This window comes from Paenibacillus sp. IHBB 3054 (assembly GCF_051594305.1).
In the GTDB taxonomy this organism is placed as follows: Bacteria; Bacillota; Bacilli; order Paenibacillales; family Paenibacillaceae; genus Paenibacillus_AQ.
This window is the reverse complement of the sequence record NZ_JBOFBG010000007.1, coordinates 187308-212357: the sequence shown is the minus strand read 5'-3', so window position 1 is coordinate 212357 and position 25050 is coordinate 187308. Positions and strand designations below refer to the sequence as shown.

Here is a 25050-nt window from a genome sequence, read left to right as displayed (position 1 = left end):
TTTTTCCATTTTCTGCACCTGCCGGCACATCTTTTGCCCGCCTACAGGGTATCCTTCTCATTGTGGGATGTATAAACCAACAGCAGGAGGTAAACGAAAATAATGTGGATAAAAAACAAACTCACCTTAAGCCTGACTGCGGTATTCCTGATCCTACTGGCACTTCAGCCGCTGTTGGCCGGACAAGCTGATGCTGCTGTTGTAAAAGGCAAGCCTGAAGCCAAGCAAAGTCTTACCTTCGTACTTGTGCACGGGGCATGGGTGGATGCCAGCTTCTGGGATGAGACGGCAGCAGAACTGCGCAAAATGGGACATACCGTGTATACGCCGGAATATGCCGGCCATGGCGGGGACAAGAATACGCAGGTTACTCATGAGCAAGTAACAAAGTCAGTGGCAGATTTCATCAAGCAGAAAGATTTGCATGAGATAATCCTGCTTGGGCATAGCTTTGGGGGCTCTGTGATCCAGAAAACCGCCGAGCAGGTTCCGGACCGGATTAAGCGGCTCGTATTTTTTGACGCCTTTGTGCCTCTGGACGGACAAAGCGTTGCGGACCAGTTCCCCGCTCCCGTCCAGGAGCTGTTCGGAAATCTGCTGAAAACATCAGGCAACAATACGATTATGCTGCCCTTTAGCCTGTTCCGCGACGTCTTCGTCAATACAGCCACACTTGAGCAGGCACAATCCCTATACCGGAAGGTTATTCCCGAGCCGGCAGGTCCGGCATTTCAGAAGCTTGATCTTAAGAAATTCTACAGCTTACAGCTGCCTAAAAGTTATCTGTTCCTGACGGAAGATGCCGTGCTGCCTCAAGGGACTTCCGGCTGGCATCCCGGCCAGTCCAGCCATTTGGGAATGTTCCGCTACATCGAAGGCACCGGCGATCATATGACAACCGTTCACACGGATCCTCGGCAAATTGCCGATAAAATCGTTCAAGCCAGCCGGGACTAAGACATCCGCGGCCGGACAAAATGAAAGAGCAGGCGGCGGGAAATATTCCCCGACCACTTGCTCTTTTTAATTAGGGGCGATTACCAGCCACTTCGAAGTACCAATGAGCTGATTTGAGCGGTATGATGACGGTTATGCCATACATATCTTTGGACTGCCGCATCCAGCGTCATTGTCCCGAGTCCCAGGCTTACAAAGGTTCGATTATAGTCCGCTTCGTTCATTGAATCCAGCAAAAGTGCAAATCTCCCGTTGAGGTGCTTCAGCAGCTGAAGAGAAGATTCAATGGGCTCCTCCAGGTAATCGCTTTGTTCCGCCCATAAGTCCTGCCGGTACGAAGGTATCTCGGGGGCATCCTCAGTCAATCCCCGCTTTAAACGCAGATAGGCATACATATTCGTATCTGCCAGATGATGCACCACTTGCCGTACGCTCCAGCCGCCTGGCCGGTAGGGTGTGTTCAGCTGCTCCAGTGTCAGCGGCTCTACTGCTTTGCTTAAGACATCCGCCAGCTGGCGGATATCTTGAACCGACTGATTCCGCGTTTCAATTGTCCGGCAATCTGCCGCTTCGAACCTTCCGATAGGGTAACACAAACGATCCAGTTCCTGATTTGCTGATGTATAGCTCTCCATAATTGTCCATCTCCTTCCGGAACGGCCTCTCTTTGACGTGCATAATTCGCGCAGCTTTATAGCAACTCGTAAAACTCATCCAAATTCTTCACCGTATAATCCGGCTTCACCTCATGGTTCCAGACCTCTTGATTCCGGTTAAGCCAGCAGGCCTTAATGCCTGCTCTTGCCGCTCCCAGCACATCTGAAACAGAATCACCAATATGGATAATCTGTCCGGGTTCTACACCATAATGCGCAATAACTTCGCCAAACATCCGGTTATGGCTGTCATTCTTATACGACAGGTACTCTTCTGAAGTAAACAGCCTGATAGGATAACTCTTGTAGAAATCGGGAAGCATCCCCACATCTGTATCGCTGACAATACACACTTGATAGTCTCCAGTGATCCGCTGCAAAAAATGCTCCGTCTCCTCATACAACTCTGACAAACGGTGTTCGGCAAATAAAACATCTACTGCCTGCAGGTAATCATACTCCATTGCCTCCTGCTGAAACACTTTCTGGAAGCTGTCGCTGTATATCTCTCTGCTGGTCCAGTAGACCCCGGAATCGCGGATTGTTGTCGCGGCCTTGTAATAGTGGCTTAACAGCAGCCCGCCAAGCTCTGCCGCCCGTTCCTCGCTATAGCGCTCCCGCAGGATCGGCCTCCACACATTACCCGTCCGGCCCTGGATATTTACCAGTGTCTGAAACATATCCAGGCTAATCACTTTGTATGGTTTCATGAACTTCCTCCTACAGATTAAAGCGTGCCGCTACGAACACTGCCGGTGAATTCCAGTAAATATATGTACATGCTATACGCATCAGCACTGCTTAGACTATGACTAATTCCCTAACAGCTTGATGAAATCGGCGGGCAGATGTAATTGCTGGTTGTTGAGGATGATCCGGCGCAATTCTTCAAAGGAATCGTCCTCCTGGGCGTCTTTAATTTCCTGAATCTCGCGGTGCAGGCGTTCCATTTGCAGATCAAGATCAGCTGCTTTATCAGCGGCTTGTTTGAGTTCGCGGGTCAGATGTTCAGGTACCGACTGGCTGTATTTATAGAAAATTTTGTGTTCAAGGCTAGCCCAGAAGTCCATCGCAATCGTACGGATCTGCACTTCAACACATACCAGCTCTGTGCAGTCCGACAGAAATACCGGAACCTCCACAAGCAGATGCAGGCTCTGGTACCCGTTTGGTTTCGGATTCTTAATATAGTCCTTAACCTCAAGCACCTTCAGATCATCCTGCTTCTGCAGCATTTCACTGACACTGTATATATCCGAGATAAACGAGCAGGTGATTCGCAGGCCGGCGATATCCTTGATGCTTGATTTCACGGCAGCCAGCGAAAGCTCGCTGTTCTTGCGCAGCATTTTACTCATAATGCTCTCCGGGGATTTGATCCGTGATTTGGTATGCTCTATCGGGCTGTAGTCATGAAGGATCTGAAACTCCTGTTTCAAAATTTCAATCTTGGTCTCCATTTCCTCCAGAGCGAATCTATAAATCATCATAAAGCGGGTCAATTCGTGTTTGATCTGTTTTAAATTCTCCATCTGGTTGTTGTCGACATTCATATTTAGTTCTCCTCTTCTAACTTCTATAAGTCCTGCATGTCCATTCGGCTGCCGATCCTTATAGTAATCTTTCATTCATCATAGCCAATCTACCGGCTGAATTCAAATCCGGCGGTACACAAAAAGGCTATCCGATGGGGTCTGCTACAGACCGGTCGGATAGCCTTTGCTATAAGCTGGCTTGGTGATACACCTATACCGTTTAGATAAATACCTCTTCAACCGACAGGCTGCGTTCCCGTGACAAATCTCTGAACGTTTCATTCACTTTTACCAGCGGCTTGAACAGATCCAGCGGATTATTCATCACGATAGTGCCTATTTCCCCGTTGCTGAGCCGGACATTCTTGCCTACGAAGCCTGGCAGCATATGTCCTGTAAGCGCCTGTACTACATTACCGTTCAGCTTGCCGAAGCCCATCTCATGCACTTGGCGCAGCACGGTAACCAACCCCTGTTTGGGCTGGTTCAGTCGCGAAGTTGTAAGTCCCATGTAAATGTTTGCTACAGTGACGATTTCGGTATACGGGTGAATTTCACCTTTACGGATCATGTTCGGATAACCTGAACCATCCTCAAACTCATGATGCTGCAGCGCTACGAGCGCTGTACCTTCATCCTTCATAGAACTGCGAATGATATCGTAGCCGTGGGAAGTATGGCGTCTCAGCTCGTCTTCCTCGATAGCGTTCAACAGTCCAACTTTATTCAGAATGGACAATGGCACCTGGCTCTTGCCGATATCATGCAGATAGCCGGCACGGCTGATCATGTACCGTTCCTCTTTGGAATAGCCAAGCCAGGAAGCAATATAATAAGACAGCATCCCTACCAGCAAAGAGTGTTGATAGGTGTCAATATCGTCCCGGTCAAGCAGGAGCAGCAGAGAAACCACATCTTTTTGCGCATCCAGTGTTTCCAGCAGCGGCCGCAGTGTGCCGTCCACCATGGACGGGCTAAAGCTTCCCTGAGCCAGCGCCTCCATAAAAATAGATTCGTAATTTTGTATCGCGAGATCAAAATCCTCATTCAAACCGTGGGTTAAATCCGCATCTTCCCCATCACGGGACAGCAAGCGCGCCTCAATATCCACATAATCTATTTTGTGCCGCATCAGGATGGTAATTTCCTCCCGTTCTACGACAGTTCCCTTAGGGAGAACATGCAGGCCCAGACTATTGAAAGTGTCCGTGATAAGGCAATCGCCATTTTTGAGATCTGTGACATGTACTTTCAAGTATCAGCACCCCTTCTTATGTACAGGAATCAATAAATTCCCAGAGCTTTACTTGATCATAGTCAAAAGTGCTCAAAGTAACAATATGGTGAAAGTCGCATTCACGCCGCCGGCATAGTTCAAATGAATCCCCTACTTTAGCCCCCACCGGTATGATTTTACATCCATTTTAAAAATCTTTTGTATTTTAGCTGGACCCCGTTTACTTCAGCCCAGCTGGTCAACCCTTTCATCGCCTGCTCCCGGTCATCCATAAATCTGAAGCATAGATTGACAGGTACGATACGTTTGCCTCTTGGCATGATACCGATTAAAGGACCATCAATCATAATCCACTTAATCTCTCCCGGCAACAGCCTTCTATTTCGGAGAAAGATGGACTCTCTCCCCCATTTAATTTCAGTTGTCTTCCGCAGCGCTTGAAACATGAAAAACAATAGTAACAAACCGCAGACGCAGAGCCAAGTTACTACGAAATAACTCAGTGCGGGGTGAGGATGAGCCGTGTTAGCTGAATTTATATGAATTATTTGAATTTCGATGACGATCGAGAAAACCATACCCAGCATTGATCTTAAAGCTAAGGGGAATTTGATGTTTGTTGCAAAAGTATCCGGCATAATATACTCCTTTCACGAGACCTGTGTTGTATACTGAAACTACACTCCACAAAACCAAGCGTTTGCTTCCAAAACAGTTTTGCGATGAAGTTAAACCATGGAGCGATTGCTCACAAAACTAAGCGTATGCTTCCGAAGCAGTTTTGTGATGATGTTAAACAAAGGAGCATTGCTCACAAAACTTTCAGGAGGTTGTAAAATGTTCGAGCATCTTGTTATATTTAAATTCAATGAGCATTATGAACCACAAAAAGAAGCGCTGCTGGTGCAGACACTTCTGGGTTTAAAGGACCAAATACCAGGAATCGTAGACCTTACGGCAGGTGTGAATGTCACGGAAGAGACTGAGAATATGCATGGATACACACTAGGGCTTCGCGTGACCTTTGCAGATCAGGAAGCCCTCCGCCAATACGGGCCGCATCCGGCACACCGCCATTTTGTTGAACTGTTAGAGGGGATTATTGAAAATGTCGTAGTTGTTGATTATCCCATCACGAAGTAACGGGTTAGAACAGATCACTGATGTCGACGAGCATCTTGCCGATCAGCTTATCCTTGGCCACAAAAGGCGTCGGCCACAAATGGGCATCATAGCTGACATTCCGGTTGTCACCAAGGAAAAAGTAGTGGTCCGCAGGGACGGTGACCGGCCCGAAAATATAGTTCATCGTTTCCTTAAGATACGGCTCGTCGAGCTTCTCCCCGTTTCTGAACAAAGCTCCATCTTTAATCTCAATAGTGTCTCCCGGCAATCCCATCAGCCGTTTGACGTATTTTTTCTGCACGCCCTCTACTGGCGGAATAAACACAACAATATCGCCATGTTTCAGCGTGGTCAGCCAGAGCATTTTCTCTACGACAAGACGGTCGTTAACCTCGATCGTTGGATCCATTGAATCGGTAGGCACGCGCATCGCCTCGGCAACATAAGTACGGATAAATAAGGACAGGACAACCCCGATAAGGATGCTAGGCACCCATTGCTTCAGAAACTTTTTCATTTGCCACCTCAGTTGATTAGTTTAGAGTTCAAATCGTTCAATAATTCTGGCCATTTCGCCTTCGACATCAATCCCAGAGTTATGGGGCATATGGATGACAAGCAAACCGCCGAAGATCTGCTCCGTTATCCCCTCGTCGTCCTCGATGCGCTGCTTCATATCCCGGATCTCCTTCGAGCTTGCCGCCTCCTTGCTGAGCAGCCAGGCATATCTTCTGAACCCGGATTTTTCCACCGTCTCCACGTAATATGAAATGCCCTGCTTCTCTTTCACTCTGATAATGTCGCCTAACGCGATGCCCGGGTTAAAGATCGGTGTCTCTTCAATGCGGTATTTATCCCGCGCTACGGGGGTCACATCAAGGATCTCAATCTCACGGCCAAGCTCGTCGAAGCATATGTGCAGCCCCACAGTATCCGGCATGGTCACACCTCAATTCTTATGAAGTAAAGTTTATTTCAGTTTTGCGAGCGACCGGGCGATGATGCGCTCCAGCGTTTTCCAGGGCAACAGCGTTTTACCGAGAATCAGCGTTCTTGTCCCTTTCCCAACGGGATAGCGGAGCTTCGGTGCGGACATTGCGGCAATACGCCCAATCAGCTCAGCCACCTGCCGGGGATCGGGAGCCGTCTCAGCGGTTCTCCGGGAATAGCGCAGCACCTCTTCCAGCTTCTCCTTGTACGGTGAATCGGCCAGGCTCTGAATTCCCGCTATCCCTTTGCCCCAGATAGACGTACGGAAAGATCCGGGCTCCACCAGCACAACCCTTATGCCAAATGACAACAATTCCTGGCGCAAGCTCTCGCTGAAGCCCTCAACCGCGAACTTTGAAGCGGCATATGGCGCATAACCGGGAAATCCGAACAGTCCGCTCACGCTGCTGACATTTATAATAGTGCCCGTCTGCTGCTTGCGCATCAGGGGAATGATGTTCTTGGTGACCTCCACCAGACCAAAAAAGTTGGTATCCATCTGCCGGCGCCACTCCTCCATACTTACTTCCTCCATAAAGCCGCCGACAGCAAAACCTGCATTGTTAACCAAAACATCGACCCTGCCGTACTTCTCAATGATCTCCGAGACAGCCGACTCTATGGATGCCGTATCTGTCACATCCATCGTCACTAGATGAATTTGCCCTAGAACTCCAGCTTGCTCAGCCTGTTGCACCAGCTCGTCTTTGCGGCTTAAATCCCGCATAGAAGCGATAACCTGATACCCTTTCTCCGCAAGGGTAAGTACGCTGAGCATCCCAAACCCGCTGGAGGTTCCAGTGATAAGCGCTATTTTGTCATAGGGTTGTTTGTTATTGTGAATCACATGTACCTCCTTCTGTTCAATGTTGATCAAGCTTCAGTATACGGTAATTATTCTTTATGTATAGATAACCCGAATAGACAGTCAGGACAAGCGCACAGTACATTAGCATCTGATCAATGCGGATAGCCGTGATGAAGCTGAATGGCCAATTGTTTAACAGGACTGCGAAGAACGCCGCCACTTGAAATACCATTTTCAGTTTTCCGGACTTATCGGCCTGCAGGGCGATTTTTTGCGCGGATGCCGTCATTCTGATCCCTGTTATAATGAACTCTCTGCCGATAATAATAATGGCAACCCAGGCAGCGATATCGTGCCGGCCCGCCATTAAGATCAATGCTGCCGAGATCAGCAGTTTGTCGGCCAACGGATCCAGCAGCTTGCCAAGGTTCGTAATCTGATTATATTTTCTTGCAATATAACCGTCCAGTTTATCTGTAACCGAGGCCAGAATAAATACAGCGGCAGCATAATAAACTCCATACTCATCAATATGCTGCAGAAGAGCTGATTTGCTGACTAACCAATCCGGATATATAGGAAACAGCATTACAAAAACCGGAATCATTAATATGCGCGTTACGGTTATCTTATTTGCCAGATTCATCGACGTCCTCCTTGTATATTCTTTCACTCATCATATCATAGAATAGGTTATATCTGGAAATGTAGTTAAGCAAGCAGAAACGGCTTCGCCGTCCTCAAAAGGACGGTATCCGTTTCAGCGAGAAATAGAAGGATAATATATAGCGTGAAGCATATAAATTCATATATTTTCAATAAAACGAACTGGCGTTCCACTTCGCTCTTGACTATCCATTAATTTCAAGCTATAGTGAGTAACAAATATATACGTTGAGCGGGCGAAGCACCTCGCAGGACAGGCATTTATGCCTTTCTTGGGGGTGCTTTTTTTGTGCGCTTTAACGCAATTCAGACAGGAGATGAAGAAGATGATTTATTCGGCAGGCAAGGAAAGTTCCAGGAACAGAAAGGCTGTGCCCGTTTATTTCAGAAGATTGGCTGGTTTGCTAATTGTATTAGTGCTCCTTACGGGCAATAGTCCGCTGGCCGCAGCAGCAGGAGACTGGGACTCCGCGCTGGAAGAATTTCATGATTTATATGAAGATTACACCGGACTGCAGGTTACGCTTAAAGCTGAAATTTCGAGGAATCAGACGCTGCGCAAACAAAATACCAGCGATCTTTCCGCGATTAATTCGCAGCTTCAGTCCATTAACCAGACTCTCCTCAACAGACTGAAATCCGAGGCTGAAGCGATGCAGAAGAAGCATGCACCGTTGCTGGAACAGTACACGACACTCGGCAAGCAGGCCTCAGCCGCCCGTAAAGCCAATAATCAGAAGTCTGCCGCTTCCTTGAATCTGAAGCGCAACAAACTGAAGGCCTCTGCAACCGCTGCCCGTGCGGAGATCAAAGTGAAGACTACAGCCCTTGCTGAAGCGCGGAAGTCTACCGCTGCCAAAATCAAACCAACAAAGGATGCTCTTGTACCGGTTTCTGCTCTCCGGAAGCAAATTACCGCAGAGAACAAAAAAGTAAGCGAGCTGCTAGCTATACGTTCTGAAGCTGACAAACGTTATAAAGCCGCTGTCAAAGCAGGAGACGCTGTTGCAGCCGCTGCGGGGATGAAGCTGTCTTATGCCAAGATGAGCGAAATACGCGTCATGGTTCAGCAGATGTACAGCTGGGAGCAGAAGATATCTGCTGCGCTCCGGACAGCGGAATCCAAGATTCCGAAGTAAAGCTGCTGCCCAAAGAAACAGCCACACTGCAACGCCTGTTTCGGCGCAGTGTGGCCTGTGCATTATATCAGCTGTACCAGCCAGCTGATGAAATAAGAAGCCGGCTCGAGCACAAGCTGGCCCAGCAAGGTTCCGAGGAAACGTGCGCCCATCAGCAGCACATAGATTTTTCCCAACTGGTCGCGATATTCCAAATGCTCCGTAGCCTTGTGCGTGATAATGCCAAGCTGCGGGTCGATGAAGATGGTCAGCAGGATTGTAGCCAGCCCGTTGATAAGTCCTGAAGCTTGAGAGGCAGTTGTGCTGAATTCTGGCGATAAATGCGCTGCGTACAATGAGGAGAGCACCCCTACGGTATAGAACGCAGTAACAAAGATATTCATGATAATAAAACGTTTGGGAATGCCGAGATATCTGAAGCTGGGCAGTTTTATTTTCGGTTTTTTGATATATTTCCGCGTGTTCTTAAGCTGGCCGATGGTGACGCTGGTCAGCAGCTTCGGAATAGAGCCTTCCACCTCCAGCTTGGAAATCACTCTTCCAAACAGGCCCACGAAGGTAGGGAATATAGCAATCGCTATCAAAGTGCCAAGCGATGAAGCCAGCATGATGATCCGCAAATAATTGATTAAGGGAAATTCAGGGTGTGTTTTGGCAAAGTCAACAAATTTGGCGGTAAGCGGTGCTTGGATCATATTAGCCGTTCTGGATACTAGTACAATAATTCCGGTCAACGATAATGCTATGGCGATCTTGTTCAGCTTCACTCCGGCAAAGCGAACGGAATACGACAGGGTTTCTGCCGTATGAATGATCATTGTCAGCAGGCATACCACGATTAGACTGTTTGTCATTTGTCGAAATCATCTCCATTTATAAATTTATCTAGATCAATCTGCTTCCTCCTGAAGTGTTTGGAATTACGCAAGAAAACGAGAGCCCGGGTGGATCGTTTCGTCCATCCCCAAGTTCTCGTACCTCTTGAACAAGCTTACTTTGTCTTTATGATACTTTCATTTTCTTTGAAAAAATGAGCATTAATCCAAAGATATAATAGATGATGCATACGGTTATAGCGCCTTTAACAGTCACCCAGATCGTAGTAGGAGCCCATACTTTTATAAATGCCCAAGGCAATCCTCCAAGTAAAATTTTCGGAAACATAATCATTAATGTCAAACCTGCCGCAATGATCAATGTATGTAGTAGTAGCAACAGGATCCTTTTTACATTTAACTTTGTCCAAATCCGTTGTTTTCGAGCGAGTTTCACCATAACTCTTATTATCAAAGATATGAATAATACACCGAAACAGCCGACGACTATACATACGATTGTCACGATTCGGTCTAAATTTTGGTAGCTGTCAGAGTGACTGTTGGTTACGTCCTTCCCCTCCCACAGATCCATAACTCCTTGACCTATCGCAGTTGTAAAACTCGTTTTCATATTGGTCAATATCGCTACCCCCAACTGTTCATCGGGCTGCATGATGAAATACGAAGTATATGTCGGATTCTCTCCGGCATGAAGTATATATTGTTTATCTTTTTTGGTCTGGATTCCCCATCCGCTAGCATAGTAAGTATCCACATCAAAAGGCTCCACAGTTTGGTCAGGAACATGTGATTCTTTTATTAACTGTTTATCCATAGCATTGCTCGGATCAGTTCCTAGCTGCAGATTCATCCATTTCGCTATATCGTTCGCATTGCTGATAATATATCCAGCTGGTATATTCCCTCGATATATAGGTGATGAGTAGGCTTGTGCTTTCATAAATCCTATTTTATATCCGGTAGCCAGCTCTTTGGACTGGGATTGATGCAGCCCAACAAACGAATCCTTCATTCCGGCCGGTTCTAAAATATGCTGTTTCATATAAATATCATAAGGCATCTTCGTTACAATCTCGATCACGAGTCCCAATACATCATAATTGATTGTTGCATATTCGAAGGAGCTTCCCGGTTTACGATCTAGCTGCTGATCCAGTAATGTTTTAACGGTTAGTTCTAACGCTTCATTTGTATTATCTTCAGGAATGTGGGCTATGGTATTCGATGCTATTCCGCTAGTATGATGAAGGAGCTGATTTAGAGTGATCGTTTGCGGCTCACCATTATAAGTTAATTCCAACCACGGTATATACTTCTTGACATCATCGGTTAGTTTTAACACCCCCTCTTTTTCCAATTTCAAAATGGCTAGACCTGTGAAAGCTTTCGTTGTTGAGCCTATTTCAAATAAAGTATCACCGGTCACTGGTTTTTTCGTCTTTACATCCGCATAACCGAAACCTTTCTGATATATCGTTTTTCCCTTCTCTACAATGACTAGCGAGATTCCCGGAGTTTTACTCTTACTTCTTTGTTCTTCAACAAAGCGTTCGATCCTCTGTATTTTTTTATTTGAGTCGCCTGAGTCAGCGTTAGCAGTAATCTGTGAATAACCGCTAGTCGACAGAATAATAGCGATCATTAAAATAACTATTTTTAATGAAGATTTCATAACTGATGCTCCTTGGTCAAATTAATGATTTTCATATAGCTGCTGCAGGCAACTAGGAAATAAATCGTCTGCATGGCCATATAAATGCCGATAATGACGAACGAATAGACCCAATTGGATACCATAAGCAGGTTGTCCAGTGCTTTGAGCGCGACTAGCGCATGAACGATGCCAACGAGACAGGGCACGAAGAATAGAATACCAGTCTGCGTAACAACAATTCTCCGAAGCTCGCCTGAAGACATCCCGATTCGGGTCAGCGCCTTATACTGCGCCTGATTTTCCTGCAGTTCCGTAAACAGTTTAAAGTAAATCAAGCTGCCGGAGGCTATGATAAACAGCAAACTGATGAACACCCCAATAAACATCGTTAGTGATATCACTCCTTGGGCATCATCATACTGCGTCTTGATATCGTCCAGTTGCACCGCAAGTCCAAGCATATAAATCGTACCGGAGGCCGTTAATATAACCGCACTTAAAATTGATACAATAAACAGCATTCGTGCATTCCCCTTCAGCTTTTGGTCAAGCTGAGCGAATACGATCAGATTCGTTCGGTTGTAGTATATGGCTGTACAACTTTGGATAAATCGAAGCAGCAATCCACTAAACTGCGTAAATAACAGGTAAGTTCCAGGCAAAATGGTAAGCAAAATATACAGCGCCAGCATGTTGAAGTTCTTTACATTTAACATTAGAGCCATAGTATATGCGGCTGCTATGCATACGACCGAAAGCACAGCAAGCCATGGCGAATAAACGAGTTTCTCTTTCGAGCCGCCCGCTGCATTAAGCAAAACAACAATTTCCGTACGTCTCGCCCGCATCGCCGTTCCCAAGGAAATGAGTGTGAACAGCATGAAGAAACTACTAGCCGTCATGCATACCGAACGTAGCGGTATGGCAACCGGGATCGGGTCTTTCAACCCTAACAGCACAGCGAGTGCCATAAAGAATGGCTTGCTGAAAAAAATGCCCAAGCCAATACCAGCCCCAATGGCCGTAATCGTTATAACTGTACTTTCTAAAATAATAAGTATAAGAAGCTGCCGATGCGTCATTCCAAACAAAGAAAGAAGACCGAATTCCTTCCTCCTCGACTTCAAAAACGCCGAACTGGAATAAAGTACAAACAGAAACGAGAAAACAACGATAATGTATTGGCAGAACAACATCCCCTGTTTTACTTGCACAGACCCTAAGATATGGCCACTCGCGAGGTCGGGATGAGCAAGAAACGCTGCATACATGTAAAAGATCATTACAGAGAACACACAACTCATAAAAAATGCGCTGTACGACCGCCAGTTGCCGCGAATGTTGCTAAGCGCGAGCGAACGGAACGTCATTAAAATTCCCTCCGAGCACGCTCAGGGCGTCCAATATTTGTTGGAAAAACGTTTGCCGATTGGAGCCCCGCCGAATTTCCGAGAAGATTCTTCCGTCCTTAATAAATACAATACGCTGGCAATAGCTTGCTGAGAACGGGTCGTGAGTCACCATTAACACCGTTGCCTTCCATCGTTCGTTCAACTCCTTCAACGAATCCATCACATCCTTCGCCGACTTCGAATCCAGATTGCCGGTCAGCTCATCTGCAAGCATTAACGACGGTTCATTAATGAAGGCACGTGCAATAGCCGCTCGCTGCTTCTGACCACCAGACACCTCATACGTACGTTTGTTCAACAGTTTGGCAATTTCTAACCGCTCGGCTAGCATATACAATCTATGTTCGATTAACTTAGGGGCCACCCCTTCCAGTACAAGCGGCAAGATAATGTTTTCTTTGATGGACAGCGAGTCCAGCAAATTGAAATCCTGAAAGATGAAACCAAGCTCGCGCCTTCTGAAAAACGCCAAATTTTTATTGCTGAGCTTACTCGGATCAATACCATTAATTTCTATGTATCCGGCCGTTGGACGATCAATTGCTGCGAGCAGATTTAGCAACGTTGTCTTGCCACTTCCGGATGGCCCCATAACACCGACAAATTCGCCGCTTTCTACACGTAAATCAATGTCATGTAAAGCTGTACAAACAACATTGCCTTTGGAACTGTAAGTTTTACTCAACCCCTGCGCTTCAAGTAAAGTCATTATTCAATTTTCCTCCCCCCGTTTCAGTCTGCATAGTCTGTATGTCTTAACAAAATTTAGTATAGCTGGCCATGCACGCTGAACCCATCGATTTATATTACAAAATCACACTTCACACATAACAAAGTTGTCACATAGCCTACATGCTTTTTCCTGTTTTGCCGCCTAGTATATGTATACTCCCAGGTTGAAAAGTGATTGTAAAAGTCGTACCCATGCCTAGTTCCGACGTTACCGATAGTATGTGACCTAGTCTGCCGCACACCTGCTTCGCCAAATACAATCCCATTCCCGTCGATTCTCCTGCAGATTGTCCATTCTCACCGGTAAAGAAAGGATCAAATATTCGTGGTAGATCGTGCGTTGCTATGCCGCTCCCCTCATCTGTTATGCTAATTTTACAACCTGTTTCTGTATTCTGCTCTAAGTGAAAAACAAGGCTTTTCATGCCTTGTTTGTGTTTGCTGTATTTAATTGCATTGCTTACTACTTGATTTAGTACGACTGTTATCCACTTCTCATCCGTTTCCGGCCATGCCTCACCATCAATTTGCGGGATTACGGCATGACGGATACAAAGCCGCTTGTGTGCAATCAGAACTTCACGAATTACGTTGTGCAGCGGCACTTTTTTGAGATGAATATCCATTTCGAACTTATCGAGACGCGCGGTATACAGTAGCATCTCCAGACCTCTCGTCATTCGATCAGCCTCTTCATGCAGACTGAGAATAAGCTCTTTCTGCTCCTCTTCAGAAGAAGGCATCTGCTTCAGGCTTTCTTGCAAGAGTATATCTATAACCGATAAAGGGGTCTTCATATGATGCACCCACTGCAGAACAAAATGGTTGTGGAGCTCTTGCTGGCGGCGATATGCGCCAAGTTTATTCAAATAAGCGCTGTTTTGCCGGTCCAACAAGCGTATGACCATCTGCTGCTCTGCCGTAACGGCTGACTGCACGATCGCTGCCGCCTGCAATTCATCAGATCCTTCAACCGCATTTCTGAGCTGTTTGTGATATTCACGATTTCGAATATAGTCAATAAGCAATCCAAGTACCCCAATAAAAGCAGCTGCAGCCACAAAATAAAAAATCGTGCTCTTATCCATCATTCCAGGATAACGCGCATTTTCCAGCAGCATTAAGCAGGCACCAACCCCAATAATTGCAAACGTTGATAATACAAAAATTAGCCGATCACGAAAAAATAAAGCAACCGATCGCAATCTCATGAGCCAAGCTCCCCCTGCTCCTCGCCCAGGGCCAGTTTATAACCCATACCACGAACCGTCGTGATCGCATTAGGCAGACCAAGTTCCTCCAGCTTCTTCCGCAACCTTGTCACGTTGACCGTTAACGTGTTGTCATCGATAAACTGTGCATTGTCCCATAACTTTCCCAGAAGTTGATCCCGCGAGACGGTTCTTCCGTATTGCTGCATGAAGCATTCAGCTAACAACTGCTCATTCTTTGTAATCTGGGTTTTCTGATCTTGCCATATAAGTTCATTACGGCTTAGATTCAGTCGTAAGCCATGTGCATTAAATTCACTGTCGGGCAGCAAGACATTCCCGTTAGAAGCCGCATAATCCCCGTAAACTCTCCTTAGAATACTTTTTACCTTCGCGATTAAAAGGTCTAAATGAATTGGCTTCGTAATGTAATCATCACCGCCGTTCTCTATGGCCATTACCTGATCCATCTCACTCGCCCGCGCCGATATGAAGATGATCGGCAGGTTGGAGCGTGTACGTATTTGTCTGCACCAATAATAGCCATCAAAGTACGGCAGATTAATATCAAGCATCACCAAATGTGGATCATACGCCTCAAATTCAGTAATTATTTCGCGAAATTGCGTTACACAAGATGCTTCAAATCCGTATTTCTCCATATTCCTTTTTAGAAGGGCACTAATTTTACTATCATCCTCCACAATGAAAATCCGGTACATATGATTCCTCCTTCAAGCTTTCCGTGTATGCCAACTATTAGTATAGCAAAATGTTGAAACACACAAGAATACAGAGTATTCCCCCCTTCAGAAACACATGCGTTAACAATCGCTCAGGGTTAAGTGGCTCCGTTTCTTGTGATATCACCCGTCCAGTTGGCAGGAGTATCAAGATTTCAGCTTGGAGAAGCTTCTACTGAATATTGGTAGGATGGCTATGATTGAACAGTACTCTACCCTATCCTTTCCTATTAGCACGAATTCTTGCGAAGCCAAAGCGGTCCGCCACATAAGAGAACAAAATCCCTGCTGAATATCTGATCAAATCAATCCAGAGGAAACCTTTGCCGAGAATTAATCCTCCCAATAAAGTGGCACGCAGCTCATTAATCCATATTTCTTGGTAGAGCTGGCTAAACTCGATGCCAAAGCTGAAGCCGAAACTCAGCACTACCGAAATCCACCGTTGTTGCCGGGTAAGCAATACGCGAAAGGCAAAGTAAATCATGGCCGCCCACAGCGCATCTCCAAAATGCCTGGAGATAAACAGCGGCAGCTGGTCTGCAAATGCTCTGGAACCGAATCCGAGCACCATCATCAATAGCATAGCGATGCTGTAAGCAAATTTTCCTCTCATGTTGTCCCTTTCCGGATCCCCGTTCTATTCAAATATCGCATCCCCGTTACCGGAATCCTGCATAAAAATCTCCCGGGGGTAAGGGATGGCAATTTCGGGCAGCTCCTGTTCCTTGAAAAATTTAAATTCTTCCGCCTCTCCGTCCATGCTTCTCGGCGTGCCTTTGACGATCGAGCATTCAAACACTATTACCGAATACTCAACCATGTCCCCATTACTGTACTGGTATGCATACTTTTCGCCGCCGAATACCCCAATGATCCGCCCGGGTGTCACCATCAGCCCTGTCTCTTCAAAGACCTCTCTGCGCAGCGCCCTGGATGGAGTTTCACCGGGTTCAACCGCTCCGGCAGGCAAGCCCCACAACTGCTCTTTTCCTTTACGAATAAAGAGAATCTCCTCGTCGTCATTTCTGATTACTGCCGCTACAGATGGCACCATCAGCAGCCCGGAGCCTATCTTCTCACGCAAAGCACGGTAGTATTCCGAGATTGGCATGTTCATTTCCCCCTTTATGTAACCTTGCCAGAGTAAGTCTACAGCTCATCCTTGTGGAAGGAAATAATGTTGATCTTTTCTTCCTTAGGATAGCCGCTGCACTTTGACAAGTTTACTCTATAATAATCAGTGGTATTTTCAAGCCCGATCTCCTTGCATACATATTCGGTCTTCCCTGTGCCGGAACTCATGCTGTCCCGTGTATTGTCCAATGTCCAGTGCAGCTCCCGCCCATCATTATAGAAATCATGGATAAATGGCCCGCTGTCTATCCCCCAATTCAGCAGAGTAAGATTGTCACCCTTGCCATCCTCAAACCGCTGAATCATTTCTTTGATCCTGTCCAAATCCATCTGGTCAAAATGTGTAATTAAATTCGGCTGATCGTTTGACCTGGACGGCCGCTCAATGAAATTAAGGATCAATAAAGCTGCCAACACAGCTATAATGACTGCTTCCAAAAGCATAATAGTTCTACTGTATTTCATGATTCCTTTCATAATTCCTCCTGTCAGGATGTAATTTCATCATCCTCTGTCTCTATATTTGACACAACTGCCAGAGATTCCTTGTCTGAAAACAAGAAAGAAACGGCTTGACCTTCCTGATAGGAAGATAGCCGTTTCTGAGAGAAACATGATTCAAATGTTCATTTCTAACCTTCCCCGAGTTCCAGCCCCTTCAACCCCCGCCGCCGGACCCGGCAAGTCCAAAGTAAATCAGCAAGAAACAACAGGGCAGCCATCGGCAGCACCATTCCCCATAACGGTTCAATGACCGTATACAATCCTTCCATAACTGGCTGGAGGAGGTATATGCATGCTGTAGCCAGCCCCCACCAGTATAAGGAGAACTTCAGGCAGATATGCCCGTGCAGCTGGTACGGCAGCTCCTTATAATCCCACCATTGCCTGTGAAAAGCCGCTTTCAGCAGCCACCCGCTTGCATACTCCACTGCTGAAGGAATGATCAGCGCAAGCACAAGCAATAGCGGAACCGGCAGCTGCAAATCCTTGGCGGCCAGCAGGAGCAGCGGAGCGCAGCCATACATCGGCTTAAAAGGCCCCTTCAGAAACCCCTCTTTACGAAAGGTTCCCTGACTGTAGAGATTATACGATCCTTCCAGCACCCAGCCCAGAAAGGAATAGACCATAAAGTAAAAGAAATATTCTCCCGCAACTGCAACAGCTGCATAGCTGTCCAGCGGTAGCACCGGTGTAATCACGATCTGTTCCGCCCCCTGCCTGTGAGGATTACCACACATATATTCGGGAGCTAGTATGCCATTCTAGAACTGTTGTTATGCAAAAAAACATAACCCTCGCGGGTTATGTCCAGAAACCAAATATGACCCCGGCGCTCCGCCGGTTTATTCTTTAAGATTCTTAACATGCTGTTCCTTGAGCATTGGTGTCAGCGACTCGCCATCCGTCTGTCTTCTTAGTGTCTCCAGCTTCATATCGCTGCGTACACCAAAGTCCGAACCGTACTTTTTCTCAAGGTTGCCTGCCTGCGCTTCCCCGCGTTTCTGCCGATACCGGCCGTTCTCGTTCCGACTACGCATTTCATTTCCTCCCCGCAATTGAAATTGCTTGAGACCCTAGAAATCTGCGATGATCTTACGTTACCCCTCCCTGATATTCCGTTTCATCCTGACGTACATTCCTGCCTTCTGCCTTGGCCTGTTCTAGCAGCTCAGCCGCATCATCCTGAGGCTTGTATCCAAGCAGTTCCTCCAGATACCCGATGGTATAATAGTTGTCAGTATTCGCAGAGGTCCCATACAGATTCAAATATTTCAGTTCCTCATCCGCCTCAATGCAGCATTCTACTAATTGCAGCAAATCGCGTTCAGAGATCCAGATATGTCCTGCCCGTTCCGAATGGGGGCGGTCGTCCCCGGGGAAGTTGCCGATCCTGATATTCAGCGAAGAGATTTTGCCTTGGTCTGAGTATAGGCGGCCGAGCAGCTCGATATAACATTTGCTTAACCCGTAAAAGCTGTCCGGCCGGTAAGGGTCGCTTGGACCTGTTTTCTCATCGGTCTTGTAATATCCAGTCGCATGATTGGAGCTGGCGAATACAATGCGCCGCACACCGTTCTGTACAGCCGCCTCAAATAATTTATACGCACTCCCTACATTGCCTTGAAGCACCTTACCGAGAAAATCGTCATTATCCTTAATCCAGGCAAAATGGAGTACCGTGTCGACACCCTTGGTAAGCTCTGCCAGCCGAGCTTCATCAGCGATATCCATCTGAACGATCCCTTGCTCTTCGTCCGCTTGAATATCCGCTCCTACAACATCATATCTGCCGCTTTCTTTCAGCCCCTTGAAGAGTGCATTGCCAATTCTTCCAGCCGCTCCTGTTAGCAAGAGTTTGCGTTTCATTAATTACAAGCCCCTTTCCAGCCTACTATCCTATGCATTATTAACCGCTGGAGAGGAAAAGATTACAAATGACTCAAATTTGCGGGCTGGCCAGACCCATTTTCAGGTAGAAGCCATTTGAATGCCAACAGCACTGTTACAACACAAAAAAGCAATGCCCGTTCCCGGAACTACCGGAAACGGATGCTGCTTTTTAAGAAGATAAGAATTATTATGCTTCGCGCAATAAATTATCCTTATCTTTATCTCGTTTTGTATATTTGCTACTCCAGATACCCTTTAACCAAACCCAGCGGCAGCAGCTTCGGCTGCTCGCAGCTGGTGGACAGCTCCGCATAGCGCTTGGTATCGGAGCTTGTATGGAACGCATGCATAATTTCAAGCACATGATTGGCCAGCTCGCCGTTTGCGCGCGGGGTGTCTCCTGTCCCGATGCAGCGGGCCATATCCGCCACGCCAATGCCTCTACTGTTCCCGGCATAATTGTAGATCAGCGGAATCTCCTGGAATTCCGTGCTGTGAGCCGGACGCAGCAGGATCGGACCGCCGAAGGTGTTAGGGTCCGGTACGATCAATGTGCCTTGCGATCCGTAGATTTCGATCCGCGGCAATGTGCTGTGCCAGACATCGAAGCTGGTAATCATTGTTGCCACGGCGCCGCTGACGAACTCAATGGTTCCGGCGACATGTGTAGGTACTTCTACATCAACCACTTTGCCGAACTTCTTCTCACTGGTGATCGTCCGTGTGGCAAAAGAGGTTTTGGTGATGCCGCATACCGTTTTGGCCGGGCCAAGTAAAGATACCAGAGCCGTAAGATAATAAGGGCCCATATCAAACATTGGGCCGCCTCCGGCTTGATAGTAGAATTCAGGGTCCGGATGCCAGCTCTCATGACCATGGCAGAGCATGAAGGCCGTTGCTGCTACCGGCTCTCCGATATAGCCGTCCGCAATCAGCTTGGCGCAGGTTTGCAGACCGCCTCCGAGGAAGGTGTCCGGCGCGCAGCCGATGAACAGATTCTTTTCCTGCGCCAGACGGACAAGCTCTGTTCCATTCTCAAGCGTTAGCGACAGCGGCTTCTCGACATACACATGCTTACCGGCTAATAAAGCTTGCTTACACACATCGAAATGAAAATTAGGCGTGGTCAGATTAACGACAATCTCAATCTCATCCGAAGCAAGCAATTCCTCTGTCGTCCATACATGAGGAACTCCGTATTTCTCCGCTGCCTGCTGTGCCCTCCCCAGATCCAGATCAGAACAGGCATAGACCTCCGTGTTCACAAAAGTTCCGGTCAAATTCTCAAAATAAATGCCGCTGATATTCCCGCAGCCGACGATGCCCACCTTCACTTTACGCACAATGATTCTCCCCTTATCACGGTTTTAGTTGGCAGCCCACAAAAAGCCTTTACGCATCAGTTCCTTGGCTTCCGGAATATCAAAAACATCCGCATGATGTCCAAGTGAATTATAGAATACCTTGCCCTTGCCCCATTTCTTCGTGTATACCACTGGCATGGTGATGACACCGTTCGCCGAATGCTCCCCTTCGCTCAGCACAAAAGTTGTTGTAGCCAATACGTCTACCGCTGGATCTACATGCAGATAATACTGTTCTGACTTCACCATGAAATCCGGGATGCCTTCCACAATCGGACTGGAGCCGGATCTCACAATATTCACTTCATAATCCACTCCATCGTTGAAGGGATGTGCCACCCACTGCGATCCGGTCAAAAATTGCCATTCTGTATTATTACGGAAGGAATCGCACATCCCGCCATGACAACCGGCAATGCCTACCCCGGAAGCCACAGCTGCAAGAACGGAAGACACCTGTTCACCCGCGATTTCACCCATTGTCCACACCGGCACAATCAGACTTAATTCCTTAAGCGCCTCGGCGTTATTGAAGCTGTCCAGCGTATCCGATACCTCAACCTCGAACCCTTCGGCCTCCAGAATGCCCGCAAAAATCGCTGCAACCTCATTCGGTTCATGACCATCCCATCCGCCTTTTACAATCAATGCTTTCTTCGCCATATCAAGTTCTCCTTTTTGTCCTGGAATCAATAACTGTGTCTACCCTGAAGAAATTGTAATCCAAAAGGGTACCGGCTGCTCGCCATTTTGCTTGAATGACTGGTCATTTTTTGCTAAGTTTATGTGTAAATAGCGGAAGATCAGAACAGGAGAAATTATGAGAGCTTTTCACGAGAACCGAACGTATGGATCAGCTTTTCCCTTCACTGCATTTGTGAGTGCAAATATAGATTTTCTGGCCCACTGGCATAACGATCTGGAGATTATCTATGTACTGGAGGGTTCAATCCGGATGGGGATCAACTCGGAAACACGGGTACTTCTGGCAGGCGATCTGGCCGTTTGCAGCAGCGGAGATATTCACTACTATGACAGCAAGGACAACAAATCCAAGCTTATCTTTGTTATCTTTAACCCTTCACTGATCGGGTTTCCTGCAGGCTGGCCCCTGAATATGCGGCTCACTTCCCCTTTTAGGGAGAACCGTCCAGCCACACCGGAAGATGAGGTCATTAACAGCCGCCTGTCTGCGATCATGCAGGAACTGCTGCAGGAACATGTTCAGAAGCTTCCGCATCATGAACAGCTTATGATCGGCTTGCTGCACGAGCTGTGCGCATTGATTCTACGGAATATGCCTCTGGACATAGTCAATCCTCATAAGGATAAGCGGCGCATTACGAATATGAAGATCATGCAGGAGGTCCTTGAATACCTCGACGTCAATTACATGCATCCCATCACACTTGCCGACGCAGCACGTCACGCCAACATGAGCCTGTTCTATTTCTCCCGTTTCTTCAAAAGCATCTCGGGCATGAGTTACATCGCGTACCTCAATAGTATCCGGGTCAATCAGGCAGAACGGCTGCTGCTGAGCACGGACAAAAGCATTCTGGATATCGCGCTGGAATGCGGTTTCTCCAATATCCGTACCTTCAACCGTGTATTTAAACAGGTCAAGCTGCGGACACCGAGCGAACTGCGTTAGCGCTGCGTTACATCGCTATCCTCATGTTTTCAAGTTCAATCCATATAATAATGTCTTGCTTCTTCGCAGAATAGTAACTACAATACACTTGTTAAAACTCTTTTAAAAAATAGCATGATAATCAATATCCCGAAGGAGGGTTCCTAGATGTCACAACCATCCCACAACACACAGCTGGTGAAGAAAATAAATGTTGAATTGGTTAAAAACATGCTGCGCACGTCCGGCACAGGCACGAAAGCATCCATTGCAGAGCAGACCAGATTGAGCGTGGCCACATGCGGCACGATCTTGAATGAACTGGTCCGGACCGGTGAAATCCTGGAACTTGGATGGGAGGAATCCAGCGGCGGCAGACCGGCGAGAAAGTATCAGTTCAACGCGGATTATTCCTTCATGATCTGTATGATCGTGCGTTCCGAGGGCGGCGTACAATCCATTTCCTATGTGCTCGCGAATCTAAACGGTGAAGTGATCGAGGAGACCGCTAAGGTATTCGATCAGATTACTCTGGGCACCCTCGAAGACTGGCTGGATCAGATCATAGAGGCTCATCCGAATGTGCAGGCGATTGGCATCGGCATACCGGGGGTAGTTCAGCATGACCGTATTGGAATATGTGATGTGCCGGCGCTGGCAGATCAGCCCCTCGGTATCCTTCTGAAGGAACGCTATGAAGAGGTAGAAATCATCATTGAGAATGATATGAATCTGACGGTTTACGGCTTGTATCAGAAGCTGTTCCTGGATGAAGAGAGTCATTTTGCCGTGCTGACTTTCCCTAAGAACCATTACCCCGGAGCCGGTTTCATGGTGAATGGACGTTTGCTTAACGGAAACAGCTATTTCAGCGGTGAGGTGTCGTACCTGCCTTACGGCATTTCCAGAGAGGAGCAGCTGCGGCTGGTCCAGGGTTCTGGAGACCCCGGCAGGCTGGCAATTCATGCACTGGTATCTATTATCAGCATTATCAATCCTGCTACGATCGTGATCACCGGTGACAATATATCGCCAGGGATGCTGGACGATCTGCGCAGCGGCTGCCAGGAGATCATTCCGCCCGAGCATATGCCTGAGCTGATCATCCAGAATGATACCCGGCAGGAATACATGACTGGACTGATTACAACAACCATGGAAAGCCTGACCTACCGGTTCCAACTGGTTGAACGGAAATAAAATACGCATCATCTCAAACTCAGGAGGCTATTTAATGTGAAGGCTCAAGCAAGCAATTCCAAAAGCAAACCTAACACTATCTATATCATGCAGCTCGTAACCATCTTTCTAGGCTTTGTTGTATTCGGGATCTCGGAAAATATTAAAGGCCCGGCGATTCCGCGGATTCAATTTGATTTCAACCTGGATGAGCAACAGCTCGGTACGCTGCTCTCTCTGAATGCACTGGGCTATCTGATCGCCTGTTCTTTCACAGCTATTCTCGTCCGCAAATGGGGCATCAAGGCGGTCAGCATTATTGCATTCGCCTCGATGGTCATCTCGGGTGTGTTGATCTTTCTGTCGCATACCTATCCGCTGTTTGCTTCCTCTTACTTTCTGATGTACATCGGGAACGGGATGCTGGAGATTGGGCTGGCGATTCTGGGGGCACGCATTTTCGTAAAAAATACGGGGATGATGATGAATTTATCCCACTTCTTCTATGGACTGAGTTCGACCGCAGCGCCGCTGCTGGCTACAGGAGTGATGTCGTTAAGTGTGTTTGGACATCTGCTGGATTGGCGGGGGATGTACCTGGTAATGTTGTCGCTCTGTCTGCTGCCGATTCTGTCCGCACTGCGCAGCACCTTTCCCGGCGATGAACTGCCACACGAGGACCGCACTTCCTTCCGGACCCTGATGCATGATCCTGCGCTCTGGATGATGGTCATGATCCTGTCCTTTGGCGTCGTTTCCGAATTGGCAGTAGGCGGCTGGCTGGTTAACTTTCTGGAGAAAGCGTATGCCTGGGATACCGCCCAGGCCGCCGGCATGCTGTCGGCATTCTTCCTGTTGTTCTCACTCGGACGACTCTTGCTCGGTCCGCTGACGGACCGTATCGGATTTGTGCTCTCCCTGATTATATTCTCATGCTTCTCGGCAGTCTGTACCTTCATAGCTCTGGCTGGCGGGGAGAGCTTTGCATTTCTGTTCGCTTTATCGGGGGCAGGAATCGCCATCATCTATCCTACCGTTATGGCCTTTATTGCGCGCCGCTACCCCAATGGAAGTGATATAGCCATTACCTTTGTTGTGACCTTAATGGGCCTCGGAAGTGTTGTGGGAAACTACCTGATCGGCTGGGTAATTGAAACCGTCAAAGCTATGTATGGCAGTACAACGGAGCTTGGCCTGCTTCGCGGTCTGCAGGCGGGATATGGTTTCATCGGATTATGTGCTGCGGTCTGCTCCGTGTCGGGAATTGTGCTGTATCTGTATTTGAAGCGGAGACAGGAACTGATCTGACGGCTTTACGCTGTATAATTTCCTAAGCTAAAAAACAGACTATCCCCGAAAGGATAGTCTGCTTTGGCAGCTCACTTGGATTAATTTTTGGGGAGCGGGTCTGGATGAGCCGATTCTGCAGGTTTAGCCACCCAGTCATCAGCCTCCGGTTCAATATCGACGCCGTTCTCCATCTTTTTGCGCTCGGCGAGAGAATCACCGTCTTTGTTTTCTTTATTGCGGAGATCCGCTTCGTTTTGCGTGTGATCTGACATGTGTATCCTCCTAGACTTTTTTTGGGCCACATAGTTATAGTTACCCGTTGACCTGGTTTGCAAACATTTTGCAGGAT

Annotated in this window: 30 protein-coding genes; 6 read left to right on the top strand and 24 right to left on the bottom strand. The window is 47.4% G+C overall.

Annotated features, from left to right (window positions below):
• The first annotated feature begins 102 nt into the window (after positions 1–102).
• Positions 103–957 carry an alpha/beta hydrolase gene (locus ACQ76X_RS11375; protein WP_438493823.1) on the top strand — a complete coding sequence of 285 codons (855 nt, stop codon included), beginning with the start codon at positions 103–105 and terminating at the stop codon, positions 955–957.
• Positions 958–1037: 80 nt separating this feature from the next.
• Here the strand turns inward: ACQ76X_RS11375 and ACQ76X_RS11370 are convergent, their stop codons facing one another.
• The 5 genes from ACQ76X_RS11370 to ACQ76X_RS11350 all read right to left on the bottom strand — a co-directional run bounded on the left by ACQ76X_RS11370 (position 1038) and on the right by ACQ76X_RS11350 (position 5023).
• A complete protein-coding gene (locus tag ACQ76X_RS11370; RefSeq protein ID WP_438493821.1) occupies positions 1038–1592 on the bottom strand; it encodes a YfiT family bacillithiol transferase in 555 nt (184 codons plus the stop codon).
• A gap of 56 nt (positions 1593–1648) precedes the next feature.
• Complete coding sequence (locus ACQ76X_RS11365) at positions 1649–2323, bottom strand: HAD family hydrolase (protein WP_438493819.1); 675 nt, start codon at positions 2321–2323, stop codon at positions 1649–1651.
• A 102-nt stretch (positions 2324–2425) separates the two neighbouring features.
• Positions 2426–3166, bottom strand: coding sequence for a GTP pyrophosphokinase (locus ACQ76X_RS11360; RefSeq protein ID WP_038590140.1), 741 nt, complete (start codon positions 3164–3166; stop codon positions 2426–2428).
• A 202-nt stretch (positions 3167–3368) separates the two neighbouring features.
• Positions 3369–4403: an HD-GYP domain-containing protein gene (locus tag ACQ76X_RS11355; protein ID WP_038590137.1), complete on the bottom strand. Its 1035-nt coding sequence runs from the start codon at positions 4401–4403 to the stop codon at positions 3369–3371.
• 158 nt (positions 4404–4561) lie between these two features.
• Entirely contained in the window at positions 4562–5023 is a 462-nt protein-coding gene (locus ACQ76X_RS11350; RefSeq protein WP_438493817.1) for a hypothetical protein, read from the bottom strand.
• Positions 5024–5222: 199 nt separating this feature from the next.
• Between ACQ76X_RS11350 and ACQ76X_RS11345 the strand changes: the two genes are divergently transcribed.
• Positions 5223–5528: a Dabb family protein gene (locus ACQ76X_RS11345; protein ID WP_438493816.1), complete on the top strand. Its 306-nt coding sequence runs from the start codon at positions 5223–5225 to the stop codon at positions 5526–5528.
• Positions 5529–5532: 4 nt separating this feature from the next.
• On the opposite strand, the gene lepB is transcribed toward ACQ76X_RS11345, so the two are convergent.
• The 4 genes from lepB to pgsA are packed head-to-tail and all read right to left on the bottom strand — an operon-like array spanning position 5533 to position 7954.
• Positions 5533–6027 carry a signal peptidase I gene (gene lepB, locus ACQ76X_RS11340; RefSeq protein ID WP_438493815.1) on the bottom strand — a complete coding sequence of 165 codons (495 nt, stop codon included), beginning with the start codon at positions 6025–6027 and terminating at the stop codon, positions 5533–5535.
• 21 nt (positions 6028–6048) lie between these two features.
• The gene (locus tag ACQ76X_RS11335) at positions 6049–6450 is read right to left on the bottom strand and encodes a DUF4265 domain-containing protein (protein WP_438493813.1); all 402 of its coding nucleotides are present in this window, start codon (positions 6448–6450) and stop codon (positions 6049–6051) included.
• A 30-nt stretch (positions 6451–6480) separates the two neighbouring features.
• On the bottom strand, positions 6481–7347 hold the full coding sequence (locus ACQ76X_RS11330) for an SDR family oxidoreductase (RefSeq protein ID WP_438493811.1): 867 nt from the start codon (positions 7345–7347) through the stop codon (positions 6481–6483).
• Between the two features lie 16 nt (positions 7348–7363).
• Positions 7364–7954 carry a CDP-diacylglycerol--glycerol-3-phosphate 3-phosphatidyltransferase gene (gene pgsA / locus ACQ76X_RS11325; protein ID WP_438493809.1) on the bottom strand — a complete coding sequence of 197 codons (591 nt, stop codon included), beginning with the start codon at positions 7952–7954 and terminating at the stop codon, positions 7364–7366.
• Positions 7955–8300: 346 nt separating this feature from the next.
• On the opposite strand from pgsA, the gene ACQ76X_RS11320 reads away from it, so the two are divergent.
• The gene (locus ACQ76X_RS11320; RefSeq protein WP_438493807.1) at positions 8301–9113 is read left to right on the top strand and encodes a hypothetical protein; all 813 of its coding nucleotides are present in this window, start codon (positions 8301–8303) and stop codon (positions 9111–9113) included.
• Positions 9114–9175: 62 nt separating this feature from the next.
• Here ACQ76X_RS11320 and ACQ76X_RS11315 read toward each other — a convergent pair whose 3' ends face one another.
• The 14 genes from ACQ76X_RS11315 to ACQ76X_RS11250 form a co-directional block, all read right to left on the bottom strand.
• Positions 9176–9967, bottom strand: coding sequence for a lipid II flippase Amj family protein (locus ACQ76X_RS11315; protein WP_438493805.1), 792 nt, complete (start codon positions 9965–9967; stop codon positions 9176–9178).
• Positions 9968–10115: 148 nt separating this feature from the next.
• Complete coding sequence (locus tag ACQ76X_RS11310; RefSeq protein WP_438493803.1) at positions 10116–11624, bottom strand: serine hydrolase domain-containing protein; 1509 nt, start codon at positions 11622–11624, stop codon at positions 10116–10118.
• Positions 11621–12976 carry an FtsX-like permease family protein gene (locus ACQ76X_RS11305; RefSeq protein ID WP_438493801.1) on the bottom strand — a complete coding sequence of 452 codons (1356 nt, stop codon included), beginning with the start codon at positions 12974–12976 and terminating at the stop codon, positions 11621–11623. The genes ACQ76X_RS11310 and ACQ76X_RS11305 overlap by 4 nt, the downstream gene beginning before the upstream one ends.
• On the bottom strand, positions 12951–13727 hold the full coding sequence (locus ACQ76X_RS11300) for an ABC transporter ATP-binding protein (RefSeq protein WP_438493799.1): 777 nt from the start codon (positions 13725–13727) through the stop codon (positions 12951–12953). Before ACQ76X_RS11300 ends, ACQ76X_RS11305 begins: the two co-directional genes overlap by 26 nt.
• 139 nt (positions 13728–13866) lie before the next feature.
• Entirely contained in the window at positions 13867–14961 is a 1095-nt protein-coding gene (locus ACQ76X_RS11295) for a sensor histidine kinase (RefSeq protein WP_438493797.1), read from the bottom strand.
• Complete coding sequence (locus tag ACQ76X_RS11290; protein WP_438493796.1) at positions 14958–15683, bottom strand: response regulator; 726 nt, start codon at positions 15681–15683, stop codon at positions 14958–14960. Before ACQ76X_RS11290 ends, ACQ76X_RS11295 begins: the two co-directional genes overlap by 4 nt.
• A gap of 238 nt (positions 15684–15921) precedes the next feature.
• Positions 15922–16320, bottom strand: a complete 399-nt coding sequence (locus ACQ76X_RS11285; RefSeq protein WP_438493794.1) for a DUF2809 domain-containing protein — start codon at positions 16318–16320, stop codon at positions 15922–15924.
• Positions 16321–16344: 24 nt separating this feature from the next.
• Positions 16345–16818, bottom strand: a complete 474-nt coding sequence (locus ACQ76X_RS11280) for an NUDIX domain-containing protein (protein ID WP_438493792.1) — start codon at positions 16816–16818, stop codon at positions 16345–16347.
• Positions 16819–16856: 38 nt separating this feature from the next.
• Entirely contained in the window at positions 16857–17318 is a 462-nt protein-coding gene (locus ACQ76X_RS11275; protein ID WP_438493790.1) for a hypothetical protein, read from the bottom strand.
• A 155-nt stretch (positions 17319–17473) separates the two neighbouring features.
• Complete coding sequence (locus ACQ76X_RS11270) at positions 17474–18043, bottom strand: putative ABC transporter permease (RefSeq protein ID WP_341378256.1); 570 nt, start codon at positions 18041–18043, stop codon at positions 17474–17476.
• 144 nt (positions 18044–18187) lie between these two features.
• A complete protein-coding gene (locus ACQ76X_RS11265) occupies positions 18188–18382 on the bottom strand; it encodes a hypothetical protein (protein WP_038590093.1) in 195 nt (64 codons plus the stop codon).
• 55 nt (positions 18383–18437) lie between these two features.
• Positions 18438–19211 (bottom strand): NAD-dependent epimerase/dehydratase family protein, encoded by a 774-nt coding sequence (locus tag ACQ76X_RS11260; protein ID WP_438493787.1) that lies wholly within the window; start codon positions 19209–19211, stop codon positions 18438–18440.
• Positions 19212–19474: 263 nt separating this feature from the next.
• Entirely contained in the window at positions 19475–20578 is a 1104-nt protein-coding gene (locus ACQ76X_RS11255; RefSeq protein WP_179091821.1) for a Gfo/Idh/MocA family protein, read from the bottom strand.
• 24 nt (positions 20579–20602) lie between these two features.
• Positions 20603–21262 (bottom strand): ThuA domain-containing protein, encoded by a 660-nt coding sequence (locus ACQ76X_RS11250; RefSeq protein WP_038590084.1) that lies wholly within the window; start codon positions 21260–21262, stop codon positions 20603–20605.
• Positions 21263–21419: 157 nt separating this feature from the next.
• On the opposite strand from ACQ76X_RS11250, the gene ACQ76X_RS11245 reads away from it, so the two are divergent.
• The 3 genes from ACQ76X_RS11245 (at position 21420) to ACQ76X_RS11235 (ending at position 24719) form a co-directional block, all read left to right on the top strand.
• The gene (locus ACQ76X_RS11245; protein ID WP_038590081.1) at positions 21420–22253 is read left to right on the top strand and encodes an AraC family transcriptional regulator; all 834 of its coding nucleotides are present in this window, start codon (positions 21420–21422) and stop codon (positions 22251–22253) included.
• A gap of 147 nt (positions 22254–22400) precedes the next feature.
• Positions 22401–23432, top strand: coding sequence for an ROK family protein (locus ACQ76X_RS11240; RefSeq protein WP_438493784.1), 1032 nt, complete (start codon positions 22401–22403; stop codon positions 23430–23432).
• A gap of 87 nt (positions 23433–23519) precedes the next feature.
• Positions 23520–24719 carry an MFS transporter gene (locus tag ACQ76X_RS11235; RefSeq protein ID WP_438493881.1) on the top strand — a complete coding sequence of 400 codons (1200 nt, stop codon included), beginning with the start codon at positions 23520–23522 and terminating at the stop codon, positions 24717–24719.
• An 80-nt stretch (positions 24720–24799) separates the two neighbouring features.
• On the opposite strand, the gene ACQ76X_RS11230 is transcribed toward ACQ76X_RS11235, so the two are convergent.
• Entirely contained in the window at positions 24800–24973 is a 174-nt protein-coding gene (locus tag ACQ76X_RS11230) for a hypothetical protein (protein WP_173139976.1), read from the bottom strand.
• Positions 24974–25050 lie beyond the last annotated feature (77 nt).

Excerpts from the sequence above, each read along its gene's own strand:
- ACQ76X_RS11280 (WP_438493792.1), bottom strand. The coding sequence starts at position 16,818 with ATGCCAATCTCGGAATACTACCGTGCTTTGCGTGAGAAGATAGGCTCC.
- ACQ76X_RS11245 (WP_038590081.1), top strand. The coding sequence starts at position 21,420 with ATGAGAGCTTTTCACGAGAACCGAACGTATGGATCAGCTTTTCCCTTC.
- ACQ76X_RS11310 (WP_438493803.1), bottom strand. The coding sequence starts at position 11,624 with ATGAAATCTTCATTAAAAATAGTTATTTTAATGATCGCTATTATTCTG.
- ACQ76X_RS11365 (WP_438493819.1), bottom strand. The coding sequence starts at position 2,323 with ATGAAACCATACAAAGTGATTAGCCTGGATATGTTTCAGACACTGGTA.
- ACQ76X_RS11295 (WP_438493797.1), bottom strand. The coding sequence starts at position 14,961 with ATGAGATTGCGATCGGTTGCTTTATTTTTTCGTGATCGGCTAATTTTT.
- pgsA (WP_438493809.1), bottom strand. The coding sequence starts at position 7,954 with ATGAATCTGGCAAATAAGATAACCGTAACGCGCATATTAATGATTCCG.
- ACQ76X_RS11300 (WP_438493799.1), bottom strand. The coding sequence starts at position 13,727 with ATGACTTTACTTGAAGCGCAGGGGTTGAGTAAAACTTACAGTTCCAAA.
- ACQ76X_RS11305 (WP_438493801.1), bottom strand. The coding sequence starts at position 12,976 with ATGACGTTCCGTTCGCTCGCGCTTAGCAACATTCGCGGCAACTGGCGG.
- ACQ76X_RS11230 (WP_173139976.1), bottom strand. The coding sequence starts at position 24,973 with ATGTCAGATCACACGCAAAACGAAGCGGATCTCCGCAATAAAGAAAAC.
- lepB (WP_438493815.1), bottom strand. The coding sequence starts at position 6,027 with ATGAAAAAGTTTCTGAAGCAATGGGTGCCTAGCATCCTTATCGGGGTT.
- ACQ76X_RS11315 (WP_438493805.1), bottom strand. The coding sequence starts at position 9,967 with ATGACAAACAGTCTAATCGTGGTATGCCTGCTGACAATGATCATTCAT.
- ACQ76X_RS11370 (WP_438493821.1), bottom strand. The coding sequence starts at position 1,592 with ATGGAGAGCTATACATCAGCAAATCAGGAACTGGATCGTTTGTGTTAC.
- ACQ76X_RS11235 (WP_438493881.1), top strand. The coding sequence starts at position 23,520 with ATGCAGCTCGTAACCATCTTTCTAGGCTTTGTTGTATTCGGGATCTCG.
- ACQ76X_RS11350 (WP_438493817.1), bottom strand. The coding sequence starts at position 5,023 with ATGCCGGATACTTTTGCAACAAACATCAAATTCCCCTTAGCTTTAAGA.
- ACQ76X_RS11335 (WP_438493813.1), bottom strand. The coding sequence starts at position 6,450 with ATGCCGGATACTGTGGGGCTGCACATATGCTTCGACGAGCTTGGCCGT.
- ACQ76X_RS11290 (WP_438493796.1), bottom strand. The coding sequence starts at position 15,683 with ATGTACCGGATTTTCATTGTGGAGGATGATAGTAAAATTAGTGCCCTT.
- ACQ76X_RS11345 (WP_438493816.1), top strand. The coding sequence starts at position 5,223 with ATGTTCGAGCATCTTGTTATATTTAAATTCAATGAGCATTATGAACCA.
- ACQ76X_RS11360 (WP_038590140.1), bottom strand. The coding sequence starts at position 3,166 with ATGAATGTCGACAACAACCAGATGGAGAATTTAAAACAGATCAAACAC.
- ACQ76X_RS11250 (WP_038590084.1), bottom strand. The coding sequence starts at position 21,262 with ATGGCGAAGAAAGCATTGATTGTAAAAGGCGGATGGGATGGTCATGAA.
- ACQ76X_RS11260 (WP_438493787.1), bottom strand. The coding sequence starts at position 19,211 with ATGAAACGCAAACTCTTGCTAACAGGAGCGGCTGGAAGAATTGGCAAT.
- ACQ76X_RS11240 (WP_438493784.1), top strand. The coding sequence starts at position 22,401 with ATGTCACAACCATCCCACAACACACAGCTGGTGAAGAAAATAAATGTT.
- ACQ76X_RS11275 (WP_438493790.1), bottom strand. The coding sequence starts at position 17,318 with ATGAAAGGAATCATGAAATACAGTAGAACTATTATGCTTTTGGAAGCA.
- ACQ76X_RS11285 (WP_438493794.1), bottom strand. The coding sequence starts at position 16,320 with ATGAGAGGAAAATTTGCTTACAGCATCGCTATGCTATTGATGATGGTG.
- ACQ76X_RS11320 (WP_438493807.1), top strand. The coding sequence starts at position 8,301 with ATGATTTATTCGGCAGGCAAGGAAAGTTCCAGGAACAGAAAGGCTGTG.
- ACQ76X_RS11375 (WP_438493823.1), top strand. The coding sequence starts at position 103 with ATGTGGATAAAAAACAAACTCACCTTAAGCCTGACTGCGGTATTCCTG.
- ACQ76X_RS11265 (WP_038590093.1), bottom strand. The coding sequence starts at position 18,382 with ATGCGTAGTCGGAACGAGAACGGCCGGTATCGGCAGAAACGCGGGGAA.